This is a genomic window from Marinobacter pelagius (genome assembly GCF_900114925.1).
GTDB lineage: Bacteria > Pseudomonadota > Gammaproteobacteria > Pseudomonadales > Oleiphilaceae > Marinobacter > Marinobacter pelagius.
On record NZ_FOUR01000005.1, the window covers coordinates 12,260 to 29,276 of the forward strand.

At 60.3% G+C, this 17,017-nt stretch carries 14 protein-coding genes; 9 read left to right on the plus strand and 5 right to left on the minus strand.

Annotated elements, in window-relative coordinates; translation table 11 throughout:
• The first annotated feature begins 150 nt into the window (after positions 1-150).
• The 4 genes from BM254_RS11010 to BM254_RS11025 all read left to right on the plus strand — a co-directional run bounded on the left by BM254_RS11010 (position 151) and on the right by BM254_RS11025 (position 7,211).
• Positions 151-1,638, plus strand: coding sequence for a SulP family inorganic anion transporter (locus tag BM254_RS11010; protein WP_092003199.1), 1,488 nt, complete (start codon positions 151-153; stop codon positions 1,636-1,638).
• Positions 1,639-1,651: 13 nt separating this feature from the next.
• A complete protein-coding gene (locus BM254_RS11015) occupies positions 1,652-2,539 on the plus strand; it encodes a universal stress protein (RefSeq protein WP_092003202.1) in 888 nt (295 codons plus the stop codon).
• A gap of 90 nt (positions 2,540-2,629) precedes the next feature.
• Positions 2,630-6,226 carry a pyruvate:ferredoxin (flavodoxin) oxidoreductase gene (gene nifJ, locus BM254_RS11020; protein WP_092003204.1) on the plus strand — a complete coding sequence of 1,199 codons (3,597 nt, stop codon included), beginning with the start codon at positions 2,630-2,632 and terminating at the stop codon, positions 6,224-6,226.
• Positions 6,219-7,211, plus strand: a complete 993-nt coding sequence (locus BM254_RS11025) for a dihydroorotate dehydrogenase-like protein (protein ID WP_092003207.1) — start codon at positions 6,219-6,221, stop codon at positions 7,209-7,211. The genes nifJ and BM254_RS11025 overlap by 8 nt, the downstream gene beginning before the upstream one ends.
• 3 nt (positions 7,212-7,214) lie before the next feature.
• Here the strand turns inward: BM254_RS11025 and BM254_RS11030 are convergent, their stop codons facing one another.
• On the minus strand, positions 7,215-7,619 hold the full coding sequence (locus tag BM254_RS11030) for an acyl-CoA thioesterase (protein ID WP_092003211.1): 405 nt from the start codon (positions 7,617-7,619) through the stop codon (positions 7,215-7,217).
• 195 nt (positions 7,620-7,814) lie between these two features.
• On the opposite strand from BM254_RS11030, the gene BM254_RS11035 reads away from it, so the two are divergent.
• The 5 genes from BM254_RS11035 (at position 7,815) to phoU (ending at position 13,319) form a co-directional block, all read left to right on the plus strand.
• On the plus strand, positions 7,815-8,867 hold the full coding sequence (locus BM254_RS11035) for a substrate-binding domain-containing protein (RefSeq protein WP_092003215.1): 1,053 nt from the start codon (positions 7,815-7,817) through the stop codon (positions 8,865-8,867).
• A 141-nt stretch (positions 8,868-9,008) separates the two neighbouring features.
• On the plus strand, positions 9,009-10,397 hold the full coding sequence (gene pstC / locus BM254_RS11040) for a phosphate ABC transporter permease subunit PstC (protein ID WP_092003218.1): 1,389 nt from the start codon (positions 9,009-9,011) through the stop codon (positions 10,395-10,397).
• Complete coding sequence (gene pstA / locus BM254_RS11045; RefSeq protein WP_092003221.1) at positions 10,390-11,664, plus strand: phosphate ABC transporter permease PstA; 1,275 nt, start codon at positions 10,390-10,392, stop codon at positions 11,662-11,664. The genes pstC and pstA overlap by 8 nt, the downstream gene beginning before the upstream one ends.
• Before the next feature lie 11 nt (positions 11,665-11,675).
• Positions 11,676-12,563, plus strand: coding sequence for a phosphate ABC transporter ATP-binding protein PstB (gene pstB, locus BM254_RS11050; protein ID WP_092003224.1), 888 nt, complete (start codon positions 11,676-11,678; stop codon positions 12,561-12,563).
• A 33-nt stretch (positions 12,564-12,596) separates the two neighbouring features.
• The gene (phoU, locus tag BM254_RS11055; protein WP_092003227.1) at positions 12,597-13,319 is read left to right on the plus strand and encodes a phosphate signaling complex protein PhoU; all 723 of its coding nucleotides are present in this window, start codon (positions 12,597-12,599) and stop codon (positions 13,317-13,319) included.
• 220 nt (positions 13,320-13,539) lie between these two features.
• On the opposite strand, the gene BM254_RS11060 is transcribed toward phoU, so the two are convergent.
• The 4 genes from BM254_RS11060 to BM254_RS11075 all read right to left on the minus strand — a co-directional run bounded on the left by BM254_RS11060 (position 13,540) and on the right by BM254_RS11075 (position 16,873).
• Positions 13,540-13,905 (minus strand): histidine triad nucleotide-binding protein, encoded by a 366-nt coding sequence (locus BM254_RS11060; RefSeq protein ID WP_092003230.1) that lies wholly within the window; start codon positions 13,903-13,905, stop codon positions 13,540-13,542.
• Positions 13,906-13,938: 33 nt separating this feature from the next.
• Positions 13,939-15,234, minus strand: a complete 1,296-nt coding sequence (locus BM254_RS11065; protein WP_092003233.1) for an FAD-dependent monooxygenase — start codon at positions 15,232-15,234, stop codon at positions 13,939-13,941.
• A gap of 81 nt (positions 15,235-15,315) precedes the next feature.
• Positions 15,316-15,870, minus strand: coding sequence for an aminoacyl-tRNA deacylase (locus BM254_RS11070; protein ID WP_092003236.1), 555 nt, complete (start codon positions 15,868-15,870; stop codon positions 15,316-15,318).
• 169 nt (positions 15,871-16,039) lie between these two features.
• Positions 16,040-16,873: a mechanosensitive ion channel family protein gene (locus tag BM254_RS11075; RefSeq protein WP_092003239.1), complete on the minus strand. Its 834-nt coding sequence runs from the start codon at positions 16,871-16,873 to the stop codon at positions 16,040-16,042.
• Positions 16,874-17,017: the final 144 nt, after the last annotated feature.

Genomic DNA, 17,017 nt, shown 5'->3' on the forward strand with positions numbered 1-17,017 from the left:
GCGCTGTCATCGGCCACGTGGATTCGTAGCTCTCGATATCTTGCTCGCGGAACAGCGATTGTCATGGTTCTTCTCCAGACTCTGGCTTCACAGGAATCGGCCTGGTGTCTGTTGCCCGGCTTTTGAAACCTTTAATCGGATTACACGAATATGCTCAGCAGTATACGAAACAACTGGTTCTCCAATGTCCGCGGCGATCTGCTCGCCGGTATTGTGGTGGCCCTCGCCCTGATTCCGGAGGCCATCGCCTTCTCCATAATTGCAGGCGTGGACCCGAAAGTGGGTCTTTATGCTTCCTTCTGTATTGCTGTGGTGATCGCGTTCGTGGGCGGTCGCCCCGGGATGATTTCAGCTGCCACCGGCGCCATGGCGTTGCTGATGGTCACGCTGGTGAAAGAGCACGGTCTCGAATACCTGCTCGCCGCGACCCTGCTCACTGGTGTGTTCCAGATTATTGCAGGCTACCTCAAGCTGGGGGCACTGATGCGCTTTGTCTCCCGCTCGGTGGTGACCGGGTTCGTCAACGCTCTGGCGATCCTGATCTTCATGGCCCAGTTGCCCGAACTGACCAATGTCACCTGGCATGTCTACGCCATGACCGCCGCGGGTCTCGCGATCATCTACCTTTTCCCGCTGGTGCCGGTGGTCGGCAAGGTTCTGCCGTCACCGCTGGTGTGCATCATCTCTCTCACCGCCGTTGCCATGATCCTGGGCCTGGATATCCGCACCGTCGGCGATATGGGTGAATTGCCGGATACCCTGCCGGTGTTCCTGTGGCCGGATGTGCCGCTCAACCTCGAGACGCTGATGATTATCCTGCCTTATTCCCTGGGGCTTGCGGTGGTCGGCCTGCTGGAATCCATGATGACCGCGACCATCGTGGACGACCTGACTGACACCACCAGCGACCGTAATCGCGAATGCAAGGGCCAGGGTGTGGCCAATATTGGGGCCGGGCTGCTTGGTGGCATGGCCGGTTGCGCGATGATTGGTCAGTCCATCATCAACATCAAATCCGGTGGCCGTACCCGGCTCTCCACCTTCACCGCCGGTGCTTTCCTGTTGGTCATGGTGCTGGTGCTGGACCAGTGGCTGGTCCAGATACCCATGGCGGCGCTGGTGGCGGTGATGATCATGGTATCGATCGGTACCTTCAGCTGGGAGTCCATCAGGAATCTCCGGGAGCACCCGCTTTCAACCAACATCGTGATGGTGGTTACCGTGATCGTGGTGGTGGCGACGCACAACCTGGCCTTCGGCGTACTGGCTGGCGTGCTTCTGGCGGCCCTGTTCTTCGCCAACAAGGTGGGCCACTACATGCTGGTGAGGTCGGACTATGACGAAGCGAGCGATACCCGACGCTACAACGTGGTGGGGCAGGTGTTCTTCAGCTCTTCCGAGAAGTTCATCGAGTCCTTTGACTTCAAGGAAGCCGTCGACAATGTGGTGATCGACCTCAGCCGGGCTCATTTCTGGGATATCACCGCGGTGGCGGCGCTGGACAAGGTGGTGGTCAAGTTCCGCCGGGAAGGTGCCGATGTCGACGTGGTTGGCCTGAACGAGGCCAGTGCCACCATTGTTGACCGCTTCGGCGTGCACGACAAGCCAGATGCCGTCGAACGTCTGATGGCCCACTAAAGGAGTTGAAACAATGATCGTTGAAAATTCAGAGACCGGCGCTCCGGATACCCTCCAGGTGGTGGCCTGTATCGACGGCTCCGAAGCCGCCCTGGCGGTTTGTGACTACGCAGCCTGGGCCAGCTCCCGAATGGACGATCCCCTGATGCTGTTGCACGTGCTGGATGAGGAAAAATACCCGGCCCGCACCGATATGACCGGCAGCATCGGGCTCGGTAGCCGGGAGCAACTGCAGGAGGAACTGGTCAATCTGGATCAGCAACGCAGCAAGCTCGCGCTCAAACATGGCCACCTGATGCTGGACGAAGCCGAAAAGCGGGTGCTGGCAGCGGGTATAAGCAAGGTGACCAAACGCCAGCGCCATGATGAGCTGGCAGGTTCGCTGGTGGAACTGGAGCCCGAGGCGCGACTGTTCGTCATGGGCCTGCATGGCGAGAGCAGTGCCGCTGCCGGTCGTCATGTCGGCAGTCAGCTGGAGACCGTGATCCGCAGTGTGCACCGGCCGGTTTTCCTGGTTCCCGATGACTACACCGAGCCGCGCAGCGCCATGCTGGCCTTTGATGGCAGCCCGACGGCGTTCCGAAGCATCGAGTTACTGGCCGGGACGCCGGTGTTCAAGGGCATGCCCATGCATCTGGTGATGGTCGGCTCGGATACCGAAGAACACCGGGCCCAACTCAAGCGGGCAGAGGAAGCACTGAAGAACCAGGGTATGGACCTGCACCTTGCCATCCGGCAGGGCGATGTGGAGCAGACACTGCACACCTACCAGGCGGAGCACGACATAGACGTGCTGATCATGGGCGCCTATGGCCACTCCCGTATCCGCCGGTTCCTGGTGGGTAGCACCACCACCCGTATGCTGGAGACTGCCAGGAAACCGTTGGTGATTCTGCGCTGAGTAACCAGAGGAACGCCCGGCCGCTTGCGGCTGTGACAAGCCCTGCCTAGACTCATGACTGTTGGACGGTTATGACAGGGAGAAGTGGCCATGGCGTTCCAGACCCTTGATGGCAACGAAGCTGTGGCCTCGGTGGCCTATCGCTTGAGCGAAACCATTGCCATCTATCCGATTACACCGGCGTCGGTGATGGGCGAACATGCCGATGACTGGGCCGCGCTGGGTCGGCCCAACCTCTGGGGCCAGGTGCCCGGAGTGGTAGAAATGCAGTCCGAGGCAGGTGCCGCAGGAGCAATGCACGGTGCCTTGCAGGCGGGTTCGCTGGTGACCACCTTCACCGCCTCCCAGGGGCTGCTGCTGATGCTGCCCAACCTGTACAAGATCGCCGGCGAGCTCTCGCCTTTCTGTATGCATGTGGCTGCCCGCAGTGTGGCCACCCATGCCTTGTCCATCTTTTGCGACCACTCCGACGTGATGGCTGCCCGGGGCACCGGCTTTGCTCTGTTGGCCTCGGGCTCGGTGCAGGAGGCTCAGGACCTGGCCGCCATTGGCCATGCGGTAACTCTGGAAAGCCGGGTGCCCGTGTTGCACTTCTTTGATGGCTTCCGCACTTCCCATGAAATTTCCAAGATTACCGCGCTGAGTGACGAAGAACTGAAAGCGCTGGTGCCTCATGAAGGCGTCGAAGCCCACCGAAATCGCCGTATGACCCCGGACCGGCCGATACTGCGGGGCACATCCCAGAACCCGGATGCCTTTTTCCAGTCAAGGGAAGCGGTCAATCCCTTCTATCAGGCTTTCCCGGAGCGACTGGAAACCGTGATGAACCGGTTTGCGGATATTACTGGCCGGCGGTACCAGCTGTTTGATTATGTGGGTCACCCCGAGGCAGAGCGCGTGGTTATGCTGATGGGCTCTGGCGCCGAATGCGCCCATGAAACCGTCGAATGGCTGATGGCGCAGGGCGAAAAAGTGGGTGTGCTCAAGGTGCGGCTGTTCCGGCCCTTCGCTACTGACCGTTTCCTGGCGGCGCTGCCTGACACCGTGGAGCACCTGGCGGTACTGGACCGGACCAAAGAGCCCGGGGCCCAGGGCGAGCCACTGTTGCTGGAGGTCAGCGGGGCGTTGATGGAAGCCTGGAGCCGGGGCGAGCGGCAGATCCTGCCCCGGGTAATCGGTGGCCGCTATGGCCTGTCTTCGCGGGAGTTTACCCCCGCCATGGTCTGTGCCGTTTTCGACGAACTGAAGGCAGACCAACCGAAAACCCGTTTTACCGTCGGTGTCCGCGACGATGTCACCCGGCTGTCGCTGGAGGTGGATAGTGAGCTCGATATCGAGTCGCCGAAAACCCGCCGGGCCCTGTTCTTCGGCCTGGGCGCCGATGGTACGGTCAGCAGCAACAAGGCCAGCATCAAGATCCTGGGCGAGGGCACGGACCTGTTTGCCCAGGGCCATTTTGTCTATGACTCCAAGAAATCCGGTGCCACCACGGTTTCCCATCTGCGGTTCGGTCCTTTGCCTATCCGTTCCAGTTACCAGATCCGCAAGGCCCAGTTCGTGGCCATTCACGCGCCCCAGTTCCTCGAGCGCTTCGATGTCCTGGAGCATGCGGCCGAGGGGGCAACGGTACTGCTGAATGTCCCCTGGTCAGAGGATGAGGCCTGGGACCGTTTGTCGGTCGAAGTGCAGCAGGTGCTGGTGGAGCGCAAGGCCCGACTGTATGTCATCGACGCCGCGGAGGTGGCAGAGAAAGCCGGGCTGGAACGTCGCATCAACACGGTCATGCAGGTGTGCTTCTTTGCCCTGGCCGATATCCTGCCGAAGGACGAGGCCATCGCCCGCATCAAGGACGCCATTCGTGAGACCTGGGGCCGTCGCGGACCGGAGGTGGTTCGCCGTAATGTGGAGGCGGTGGATTCCGCCCTGGACAACCTGCATGAAGTGCCAATACCGGGCAAGGTGACCGCGACCCGCACCCGACCGCCCAGGGTGCCGGAGGATGCGCCGGACTTTGTCCAGAAGGTGACCCGGCTGCTGCTGGAAGGGCAGGGCGACAAACTGCCGGTCAGTGCCTTCCCTCCGGATGGCACCTGGCCAACGGGTACCAGCCAGTTCGAGAAACGGTCCATCGCCCAGGAAATTCCGATCTGGGAGTCCGATCTGTGCGTTCAGTGTAACTTCTGCGCGATGATCTGCCCCCATACCGCCATCACCAGCAAAGTCTTCGAGCCGGAGGCAGGCGAAAACGCTCCTGAAACCTTCGAGGCCGTTCCCGAAACCCACACGGCGGAGCTGGAAGGTCTCGATTACCGGCTGCAGGTGGCGCCGGAGGACTGCACCGGTTGCGGTTTGTGCGTGGAGGTGTGTCCCGCCAAAGACCGCACCCGGCCCAAACGCAAAGCGATCAACATGCAGCCTCTGGAGGAGCATCGCGAGGTTGAGGCGGAAAACCTGAAGTTCTTCCGTAGCTTGCCGGATGTTCCCAGGGATCGTATTCCCCGTGATTTCAAGTCGCTGCCATTATTGATCCCGTTGTTCGAGTACTCGGGCGCCTGCGCCGGCTGTGGCGAAACCCCCTACATCCGCCTGCTCACCCAGCTGCTGGGCGACCGTCTGCTGATTGCCAATGCCACCGGTTGTTCCTCCATTTACGGCGGCAACCTGCCCACCACACCGTACACGGTGAATGCCGATGGACGGGGTCCGACGTGGAACAACTCGCTGTTTGAAGATGCCGCGGAACTGGGTCTGGGCATGCGCCTGGGGCTGGACAGGCTGGTGGGCCGGGCCCGACAGTTGCTGGATGGCATGAGGGACCGTCTGCCTGAACTACTGTACAGCAATCTGACGGGCCCCTGCGCCACCCTCGACGAGACGGCCATGGCAGCACGGCGCAAGGCGGTCGCAAGATTACGTGAGTGGCTGGCGGATCAACAACAAAGCCCCGAGGTACGGGAACTGGCGACCCTGGCCGATGAGCTTTGCCCCAAGAGCGTCTGGGTCATCGGGGGTGATGGCTGGGCCTATGACATTGGCTATGGTGGCCTGGACCATGCCCTGGCCTCCGGCCAGAACCTCAAGCTGCTGGTGCTCGATACCGAGGTGTATTCCAACACCGGCGGCCAGCAGTCCAAGGCCACGCCCCTGGGCGCGATTGCCAAGTTTGCGGCGGCCGGCAAGGAAACCCGAAAGAAGGACCTGGGCTTGCTGGCCATGAGTTATGGCCATGTGTACGTGGCCCAGATTGCCATGCAGTCCCACAGCAACCAGACCACCAAAGCCCTGCAGGAGGCCGAAAGTTTCGATGGCCCCGCCCTGATCATTGCCCACAGCCCCTGCATCGCCCATGGCTATGACCTGGTGCACTCGCCGGCACAGCAAAAGCGGGCGGTGGACAGCTGGGCCTGGCCGATCTACCGCTTCGATCCGCGGCGGATTGACGAGGGCCTGCCGCCCCTGCAGCTGGATTCGGTACGGCAGAAAGTCCCCATGAAAACCTACATGCAGGAGGAGGCCCGTTTCCGCATGTTGGAACTGCGGGACCCGGAAAGGTACGAAAAGCTGGTGGCAGCCGCCACGGAGGCGGCGCACGACCAACGGGAACTCTATAAACAGCTGGCGGGCATCCATTTCGAGCCCCACGAACACCCGGAATCCGACGAGGGGGAGGGGGAATCACATGACTGACCTGACAACCCGGTGGCTCGGCCTGGACCTGCACTCGCCCCTGGTGGTGGGGGCCAGCCCGTTGACCGATGATCTTGATGCCCTGAAGGCCTGTGTCGATGCCGGCGCCGGTGCCGTGGTGATGCATTCGCTGTTCGAAGAGCAGCTGGTGGCGGAGCAGATGGCGGCCCATCGCTTTATCGATTCCCGGATCAATATGGACGCCGAGGCGCGCTCGTTCTTTCCCGGCTCGGAAATGTTCGAAATGGGCTCCGGCAGTTACCTCAAACGCCTAAAACGATTGCAGGGTGCGCTGGATGTTCCCGTGATTGCCTCGCTCAATGGCATTTCCCCCGGCGGCTGGATCCAGCATGCGGGGGAACTGGAGAACGCCGGTGCGTCGGCCATCGAACTCAATCTCTACGATCTGGCCACGGACCCTGCCGATACGGCGGCAACGCTGGAACAGCGGCAGCTGGATGTGGTGCGTTCGGTGGTGGAGCAGGTGTCGATTCCGGTGAGCGTCAAGCTGTCACCGTTCTATTCGGCCTTGCCCGCCTTTGTGGCGGGTGTGGAGGCGGCGGGCGCCCGGGGACTGGTGCTGTTCAACCGGTTCTATCAGCCGGACATCGATCTGGACCAGCTGACCCTGAGCCGGGAGCTGGCTCTGTCCAGTAGTGCGGAATTGCCCCTGCGGTTGCACGCGGTCGCCATGCTATTCAATCGCACGGGGCTGGAAATGGCGGTCTCCGGTGGTGTCCATACCGGTGATGATGCCGCCAAGGCTTTGCTGTCCGGCGCCACCGTGGTCCAGGTGGTGTCCGCCTTGCTGGCGGAGGGGCCGCAGGCCCTGGCGCGGATCAGCGATGCCATGAGCCGACGCCTGCGCGGGATAGGCTATAACACCCTGGCCGAGGCCAGGGGTGCCATGTCACTGGATAGCGCGCCTGATTCACAGACCTGGGAGCGCCTGAATTACGCCCGTCTGTTACATGGCTGGCACTGACGGTCAGAGGCCCTGCTCGGGTACTTCCCGGATCCGGCCATGCTCATCGATGGCCACATAGACAAACAGACCTTCGGTGACTTTCCGCGGGTTTTTGGCGGTGCGGTCCAGAGTCCAGACCTCCACATTGATCTTCATGGAGCTGCGCCCGATGTCCACCAGCTCACAATAGCAACCTACCTGGGAGCCCACCCGCAATGGCGACAGGAACTCCATGCGGTCCATGGCCACGGTGGCATTGCGGCCCTGGGAAATCCGGCCCGCCATGGTGGCAGCGGCAATATCCATCTGTTTGACCAGCCAGCCGGCGAAGACGTCGCCATTGGCGTTGGTGTCAACGGGAAGGGGAATAACCTGAAGGGTGAGTTCGCCCCGGGGAGCGGGTCTGTCATCGTCGAAAGCCGTCATGGAGCCTGCCTTTATAAGTGCTGGAATTGTTTTAACCCCGCATGTTAATGGCCTGAACGCGTGCTGCAAGAAAATTTGCACGATGACGACTATATTTCAGAAGTTGTAACAAAGTTGTCACAGAGACCTCCTAGGATGCACTCATCGGTAAAGCACATCCGACACAACGTCCTAACCAAATAATGGAGACTTGACGTGATGAAACTGAATAAAGCATTCGCCACCGTTGCGCTGGCCGGCTCCGTAGCCGCCATGTCCGCACCGGCGATGGCCCGTGACACCATCAGCATCGTGGGCTCCTCCACTGTTTATCCGTTCGCTACCGTGGTGGCCGAGCGCTTCGGCACCAAGACTGACTTCGCCACTCCCAAGCTGGAATCCACCGGTTCCGGCGGCGGTCTGAAGCTGTTCTGTCAGGGTATCGGCACCCAGCACCCGGACATCACCAACGCTTCCCGTCGCATGAAGCCTTCCGAGTTTGACCTTTGTCAGGGTAACGGTGTCACCGACATCACCGAGTTCCGTATTGGTTCTGACGGCATCGTGATCGCCAGCTCCAAGAATGCTGACAACCTGGATATCACTCTCGAGCAGCTGTTCCTGGCCCTGGGCAAGGAAGTACCGAACCCGGAGAACGAGAAGGAACTGATCCCGAACCCGTACAAGAAGTGGAACGAGATTGACTCTGACCTGCCGAACGTTGCCATTCGTGTAATGGGTCCGCCTCCGACTTCCGGTACCCGTGACTCCTTCAACGAGCTGGCCCTGCAAGGTGGCTGTGAAGATCTGCCCGCCGTTGCTGACATGAGCGAAGACGATATGGAAGCCGTTTGCCAGAGCATCCGTGAAGATGGCGCCTTCATCGAAGCCGGTGAGAATGACAACCTGATCGTTCAGAAGCTGATCGATGACAAAGGCATGTACGGCGTATTCGGCTACAGCTTCCTGGAAGAGAACGCTGACCGTCTGCAGGCTGCGACCCTGAACGGCAAGGTGCCGACCGCTGAGGCGATCGCTGCTGATGAGTACCCGGTTGCCCGCTCCCTGTTCTTCTACGTGAAGAAGGCTCACATCGGTGTTATTCCGGGTATGGAAGAGTACATTGAGGAGTTCGTCAGTCCGGCTGCCATGGGCCCGAACGGCTACCTGAAGAGTGTAGGCCTGATCGTTCCGCCGCGTGAAGCTCTGATGAACCTGCAGGACAAGGCAGCCAACATGCCGAACCTGCAGAAAGACGAGCTGATGTAAGCCAGTTACACAAACCAGTAACTGACAAGGGTGCGAGTCCTCACGGGCTCGCACCCTTTCGTACGTAAAAAGCAGCAAGTGCGAAACTCACTTTAGGTCTTTACACTTGTTGCCTATTTGAAGCGTCAGACAGGATAATTCATGCAACCTGCCAATCTCCTTCTACTGACCCTGGTCCTGGCCGTCGTCGCATATGGTCTGGGCTATGCCCGGTCCCGGGCGCTGGCGATGCCCCTGGGCGGGATACGTCATCTCAAGTCCCTGCCATTCTATTATGGTGCCCGGGCGGCGCTATGGTGCGGCATCCCCGCGCTGATCGTGCTGGCATTGTGGGCGGCATTCCAGGGTAAGGTCATTCAGATGCTGGTGATCGGCTCTCTGCCTCCAGAGATGATTCCCGCCGATGAAGGCAGTGCCAGTCTGCTGTTGAGTAAAATCAGCAACGTGGCCAGCGGTGCCTTGCCCCCGGGGTTTGTTGAAGCCCCGATAGTGGAGGCCGCCGAGCGATTGAAAGCATTGCGGGGCCAGAGCCGGATGCTGATGTCCGCCCTGGTGATTTCGGTAGCGGTGCTGGCCGGCTTCCTTGGCTGGCTGCGTATACGTCCGAGGATCAACGCCCGGGAACAGGTGGAGTCCATCCTCAAGTGGTTGTTCTTTGCCTGCGCCGCCCTGGCCATTCTGACTACCCTCGGCATTATCTTCTCGGTTGCCTTCGAGACCTTCCGTTTCTTCGAGAAGATCTCGTTCGTCGAGTTTTTCTTCGGTACCAGCTGGAGTCCTCAAACGGCGCTGCGGGCGGATCAGGTTGCCGCCGAGGGTGCGTTCGGCATGATACCGCTGTTCACCGGTACCCTGCTGATTTCTGCCATCGCGATGCTGGTGGCGGTGCCGGTGGGACTGCTCTCGGCGATCTATCTGTCCGAGTATGCCAACAAACGGGTGCGCAGTATCGTCAAACCGCTGCTGGAGATGCTGGCCGGTATTCCCACCGTTGTTTATGGCTTCTTTGCCGCCCTGACCGTGGCGCCATTCATCAGTAACCTGGCAGCTTCGCTCGGAATTGAAGCCTCGTCCCAGAGCGCCCTGGCTGCCGGCGGCGTAATGGGCATCATGATCATTCCTTTCGTTTCGTCGCTCTCGGATGACGTGATCAATGCGGTGCCACAGTCCCTGCGGGATGGCTCCCTGGCCCTGGGTGCCACCCAGTCGGAAACCATGAAGAAGGTTATTTTTCCGGCGGCGCTGCCCGGCATCATGGGCGGTATCCTGCTGGCCGTATCACGTGCCATTGGCGAAACCATGATCGTGGTGATGGCAGCTGGCCTGGCGGCGAATCTGACCGCCAACCCCCTCGAAACCGTCACCACCGTGACTGTGCAGATCGTGACATTGCTCACCGGTGACCAGGAATTCGACAGCGCCAAGACACTGGCCGCCTTTGCTCTGGGTGCCATGCTGTTCCTGGCCACGCTGCTGCTGAACGTAATCGCCCTGAAAATTGTACGTAAATATCGGGAACAGTATGACTGACCAACGCTCTCAGGCGGAGATCGTCCGCCAGTCACTCAAGCGCCGCTATCGCAAGGAACGTCGTTTCCGGGCTTACGGCATCGCGGCAATCGCGGTAGCCCTCGCCGCCCTGGTGATCCTGTTTGCCGACATCATCGGCAAGGGCTATACCGGGTTCATGAAGACGACCCTGACGATGGAAGTCCAGATTGATGGCGAAATGATGTATCTGGACGACGCTACGGACGAGCGCCAACTGAAAATGGCGGATTTCGTCGAGCCTCTCGTTCAGGCTTTGATCCGGGAGATTCCATCCGCAACGGAAGCCGATCGGGATGCGGTGCGTGATCTCATCAATCCGTACGCCTCGGTGACGCTGAGGGATAGGCTGAAGGAAAATCCGGAGTGGCTGAACACCACCCGGACCATGACGTTCCTGGCCCATACGGACGTGGATGTCTACGCCAAGCACGCCGGCGACGAGGCCTATTCCATCAAGCTGAGCGAACAGCAGCAGGCATGGGTGGATCAGTTGCAGGAAGACGGTGTGGTGGAGACCTCGTTCAACGATGTCTTTTTCCAGAACGGTGACTCCCGGGACCCTTCCAAAGCCGGTATTCTTGGCGCCGTGGTGGGTTCCCTGCTGACCATGTTCGTGACCCTGATCCTGTCGTTCCCGATCGGTGTGGCAGCAGCCATCTATCTGGAAGAGTTCGCGCCCCAGAACAAGCTCACCGACTTCATCGAGGTGAACATCAACAACCTGGCGGCGGTACCGTCCATTATCTTCGGCCTGCTGGGTCTGGCCGTGTTCATCAACCTGTTCGGCATGCCCCGTTCGGTGCCGGTGGTGGGTGGCTTGGTGCTGACCCTGATGACCCTGCCGACCATCATCATTTCCAGCCGGGCGGCGATCAAGAGTGTGCCGCCATCGATTCGCGAGGCTGCAGAAGGCATCGGCGCTTCCAAGATGCAGGTAGTCCTGCACCACGTATTGCCACTGGCGATGCCGGGCATGCTGACCGGCTCCATCATCGGTATGGCTCAGGCGCTGGGCGAGACCGCACCGCTGCTGCTGATCGGCATGGTGGCGTTCATCGTGGATGTACCGGATGGCTTCTTTGACTCGGCCACGGTGCTGCCGGTGCAGGTCTTCCTGTGGGCGGGCAGTCCGGAACTGGCCTTTATCGAACGCGCGTCGGCAGCGATTATGGTGCTGCTGACCTTCCTGATCAGTATGAATGCATTGGCCATCTGGATGCGCAAGCGTCTTGAGCGCAGGTGGTAAGGAGAATCTCCATGAATACCCTGAATACAACGGTAACCAGTGAAGCTGAAATGCCTGAAGAAAATGTTGTTCCTGTCCAGGAAGAGAAGCCGGCGGAAACCGTGATTGAGGAGGGCAAGACAGTAGGTCGTCCCTTCTCGGACGATGCCAAGTTCAAACTACGCAATGTCGAGGTGTTCTACGGCCAGGACCGCGCCATCAAGAACATCAGCCTGGACATCGCCCGCAATGAGGTGATTGCCTTTATCGGACCGTCCGGTTGTGGCAAGTCTACCTTCCTGCGCTGTCTGAACCGGATGAACGACAGTATCGATATCTGTCGGGTCAAAGGCTCGCTGCATCTGGATGACCAGGATATCTACGATCCCAAGCGGGACGTGGTAGAACTGCGCGCCCGGGTGGGTATGGTGTTCCAGAAGCCAAACCCGTTCCCGAAGTCCATCTACGACAACGTGGCCTACGGCCCCCGGATTCATGGTCTCGCCAACCGGAAATCGGATCTGGATGACATCGTTGAGAACAGCTTGCGCAAAGCGGGTTTGTGGGAAGAGGTCAAGGATCGCCTGGATGCCACTGCAACCGGCATGTCCGGTGGCCAGCAGCAGCGCTTGTGCATTGCCCGCGCCATTGCGGTCAGCCCGGAAGTTGTCCTGATGGATGAGCCCTGTTCGGCACTGGACCCCATTGCCACGGCCAAGGTCGAAGAGCTGATTGCCGAGCTGTCCGAGAGTTACACGATCGTGATTGTGACTCACTCCATGCAGCAGGCGGCTCGGGTGTCTCATCGTACGGCCTATTTCCACCTAGGGCATCTGGTGGAAGTGAACGAGACCAACAAGGTATTCACCTCGCCGGAACATGAACTGACCGAATCCTACATCACCGGTCGCTTCGGCTGATTCCGGATCTGAGGAATTTTGGAGAAAGATAGTATGCCTACACAGAAGGACGATGTTTACGGAGATCATATCTCCCACAAGTTCAACGACGAGCTCATGGAGCTCAAGACCGAATTCCTGAAAATGGGCGGGATGGTTGAGGCCCAGGTGGAGAATGCCATCCAGGCCCTGGTGGACGGTGACGGCCACCTCGCCGAACAGATCCGCGCCAAGGACAAGCAGGTCGACAAGATGGAAATGGACCTGGACGAGGAAGCGACCCTGATCATCGCCCGTCGCCAGCCCACCGCCCGGGACCTGCGGCTGGTGATTTCCGTGATCAAGATGGTGGCGGACCTGGAGCGGGTCGGCGATGAAGCCAAGAAGATCGCCAAGCTGGCGATCAAGCTGTCCGAGGAAGGCCAGGCCCCGCGGGGCTATGTGGAAGTGCGCCACATCGGCACCCACGTGCTCGGAATGCTGCACGACTCCCTGGACGCTTTCGCCCGGCTCGACTCCGAGCAGGCGCTGCGCATCATGAAGGAAGACAAGCGGGTGGACGAGGAATACCAGGCTGCGGCTCGCACCCTGCTGACGTTCATGATGGAAGACACCCGCAACATCTCCCGGTGCATGTCGGTGATGTGGGTGCTGCGAGCGCTGGAGCGGGTGGGTGACCACGCCTGCAACATCGCCGAGAACGTGATCTTCATGGTCAAGGGCGAGGACGTGCGCCACACGCCGGTGGAAGAAGCTGAGCGGGTGGTTGGTCGCTGATTCGGAGTTTGCGCCCAGGTCGGGGTCAGATGAAAGCTTTCATCTGACCCCTTTTTCAAGACCAAACCCCGAGTATTGCCGCTAATTTGGGGTCAGATGAAGGTCTTCATCTGACCCCTTTTTCATGCTCAAGCTTCGGGATTTGCCGCCAGGTTGGGGTCAGAAGAAAGCCTTCTTCTGACCCCGTTTTAACGCTTCCACCCTGTCCCGTTTTCAGCCCTCAGGCCTGCTTCATCTTGTCGGTATACGGCGGCCAGCCAAACGGCTTGCCGGCCAGCAGGTGCAGGTGGATATGGAAAACGGTCTGCCCGGCATTCTCCCCGCAGTTCATGACCGTCCGGTAGCCATCCTCGGCAAAGCCCATTTCCTTCGCCAGCTTGCTGGCTACGTAATACAGGTGTCCCACCAGCTCCCGGTCGCCTTCCTCGATGTCGTTGATGGAGGCAATCTCCTTTTTGGGAATCACCAGCAGGTGTACCGGTGCCTGCGGATTGATGTCCTTGAACGCCAGGCTGATGTCGTCCTCGTAGACGATGTCGGCGGGGATTTCGCGGTTGATGATCTTGGAGAATATCGTCTCTGACATGGTGGCTCCTTGTTGGTTTTCAGTAGTGATCGTTCAAAGCTGACCCAGGCCCGGCAGCCGTTCGGTAAGCTGCCTGAGGATCGCCGGCAACTGGTCGTCTATACCCATGGCGTAACGGGCAACCCGGTTGCGGGCAAAGGGCAGGGCGCGGGCGGTTCCCAGACCCAGATTGCGCAGCAGGTGCACCGGCGGGATGCGGTTGCTGAACAGGTGATAGAACAGGTCCATGGTCATCATCATCCGCCGGTTGGCGGGGCGGCGTTCCTGCTCGTAGCGTGCCAGCCAGTGTGGACTGGCGGGATCGCCATCGGCACGGAGGGCTTCCCGGATCATGGCCTGAAGGCTCTGGGCATCCTGGAACCCGAGATTCACACCCTGGCCTGCCAGCGGGTTGATGGTGTGGGCTGCATCCCCGGCCAGGACCATCCTGCCGGCAAAGTAATGCCTGGCGTGCTGGCGGGCAATGGGAAAGCTGGCCCGGGCATCAATGTGGGTCAGTACCGGCAGGTCTTTCGGGAAGGCGCTCTGGATCTCGGCCATCAGGGCCTCGTCATCCAGGCTTTTCAGGTGTGCCAGCTGCTCAGGGGAGTCATACCAGACCAGTGACGCCCAGCTCTCCCCGGGGAAGGTCTCGCCGGCACTGTGCAGCGGCAGGAAGGCGCGCGGCCCGGAGGGATAGAAGCCCTGCCAGGTGATGTCCTCCACCGCTCCGCGGTAGCGCACCGAAATGACCATGGCCTGTTGGCCATACTGGTCCCGGGTGACGCCGATTCCGGCCATATCGCGGATGCGGGATTGGGCACCATCGGCACCGATCACCAGCCTGGCGCTCAGGGTCTGGCCATCCTCCAGGGTGACCGTCGCCTGGTTCTCATCCTGGGAAACACTGGCAACGCCGGAGCCTGCCAGGATGGTAACGCCCGGTTCGGCCTCCGCCGCCTGCCACAGCGCCTGCTGGGTGACGGAGTTTTCCACGATGTGCCCAAGGTGCGGAGCGCCCAGGTCCACGGCGTCGAAGGTCACTTCCGTTAATCGGCGCGGCACCAGGTTGCTGAGCGGGTGCGGAGTCTCGTCCCAGACTGCCAGCCGACGGTAGGGTGTGGCCCGCTTGTCGAGAATACGGGCCCAGGCGCCCAGACTGTCCAGGTAGCGTTCGCTGCCGACACTCAGGGCCGATACACGGATATCCGGGGTGGCTTCGGGGTTGAATGGAGGCGCAGAGGCCCGGTCGATCATGGCGACCGAAAGACCTTCGCGGCCAAGTCCGGTGGCAAGTGCGGCACCGACCATGCCGGCGCCGACAATGACAATATCAAATGCTTGGGTCATAGCGGGTTCCTGTCTGATGCCGTCAGTTTACGCGATGGAGGCATCCAGACAAGCGACCCGGATCAACCCGGGGCCGGGTTGTCAGTAGCCGGCGGCTCCGGACACCCGTTCCTCGTCCAGTTCCCGGTGCCGGCGGCGTTTCACCAGCCAGGCCGGTTTGCGGGCGCCGGGTTTCACGAAGCCCTGGTTCAGTACCATCGGCTGCACCAGGTTCAGGAAATCCGAGGTCTTCATGTGCACCGATTCGGTATGGCTGCCGGCGGCGAAGGCCAGCTCTGGCTGCTCCGTCAGCGATTCGGCGCAATAGACGGTCATGCCGAACAGGTTGCCGAATGGTGGCATGGCGCCCACCTCGCAATCCGGGAAACGATCCTGGAACTCCTGTTCGTCGGCCAGATCGACAAAATCGGTATCCAGAATCTGTGACAGGCGGTCCCAGCGGATACGCCAGGTGGCGGGCATCACCAGCATGGCCATCTTGCCATCGAGTTCAATGATAACGGTCTTGACGACGCGGTCGCCTGCAATCTTGACGTGGTGGGCCAGTTCCTGGGCCGTGAACGCCGGGGGGTGGGACAGGCACATGTATTCCACACCTGCCTGGTCGAGGTAATCCTTCAACTGCTGTACCGGCATAGCGACAACCTCCTACCAGCAATGACAGCGTCCCGGAGCCGTTGAGCGTTGCGAAATCTGGCTCCGCCGGGGTTCGGCAGGGCGCCGGTTCAACACCCTGCCGTTACTGCTCATCTTAGTTGAGGTTACGCAGTTTGCGAGTAACCGAATGTATCAATTGCGATAAGGTTCACTCGGTTTTATACAGATGGACGTCGCGCTGGGGGAACGGGATGCTGATGCCCTCCGCGTCGAAGGCCTTTTTCACACGCTCCTGCATATCCCAGTAGAACGGCCACATATCCGCAGATTTGGTCCAGGCCCGGACGGTCAGGTCGACAGAGCTCTCGCCCAGGGCGCCCACCACGATCAGCGGCTCCGGATCTTTCAGGGCACGCTCGTCTTCCTCGATCAGGCGCTTGCAGATGTCCTTGGCCTTGTCGATGTCGTCGGCATAGCCGATACCGAAGGTCATGTCGCAGCGACGGGTCTCGTAGGCACTGAGGTTGGTCAGGCTGGCGTTGGCCAGCTGGCCGTTCGGGATGATGATCCGCTGGTTATCGAAGGTGTCGACAATGGTATACAGGATGCTGATTTCACGCACCGAGCCGAGATAGCCCTGGGCGTTGATCACATCGCCAACCTTGAACGGTTTGAAGATCAGGATCAGCACGCCGCCGGCGAAGTTCGCCAGGCTGCCCTGCAATGCCAGACCGACCGCCAGACCGGCAGCACCGATAATGGCGATGAAGGAGGTGGTGGCAATGCCCACCATGGAAGCCACGGAGATCAGCAGCAGGATCTTGAGGACAGCTCCGATCAGGCCGCAGAGGAACTTGTTGAGGGTGGGGTCCTTCTGGCTGAGCTTGGCATCAAGTACACCTACCAGCTTGTTGATCAGCCACATACCGATCACCAGGGTGATGATCGCCAGCACCACCTTGGGAGCGTAAGTCATCACCAGGGCCATCGCCTGGTCCAGCAGTTCGGATGCACGCCCGTTGGCGCCGATGAGGTCTTCCATCAAGAGACTCCTTGTTCCTTAGAGTTTTTCAGAGTGAGTTCAGTCTTTGCAAAAAAGCTGACAAAACCGGTACCTTCCAGCCTTGTTTATAGCAGACATTTGCGTCAGGCGTGTAACAGCAGGGAAATCCGGTGTGGAGGGAGT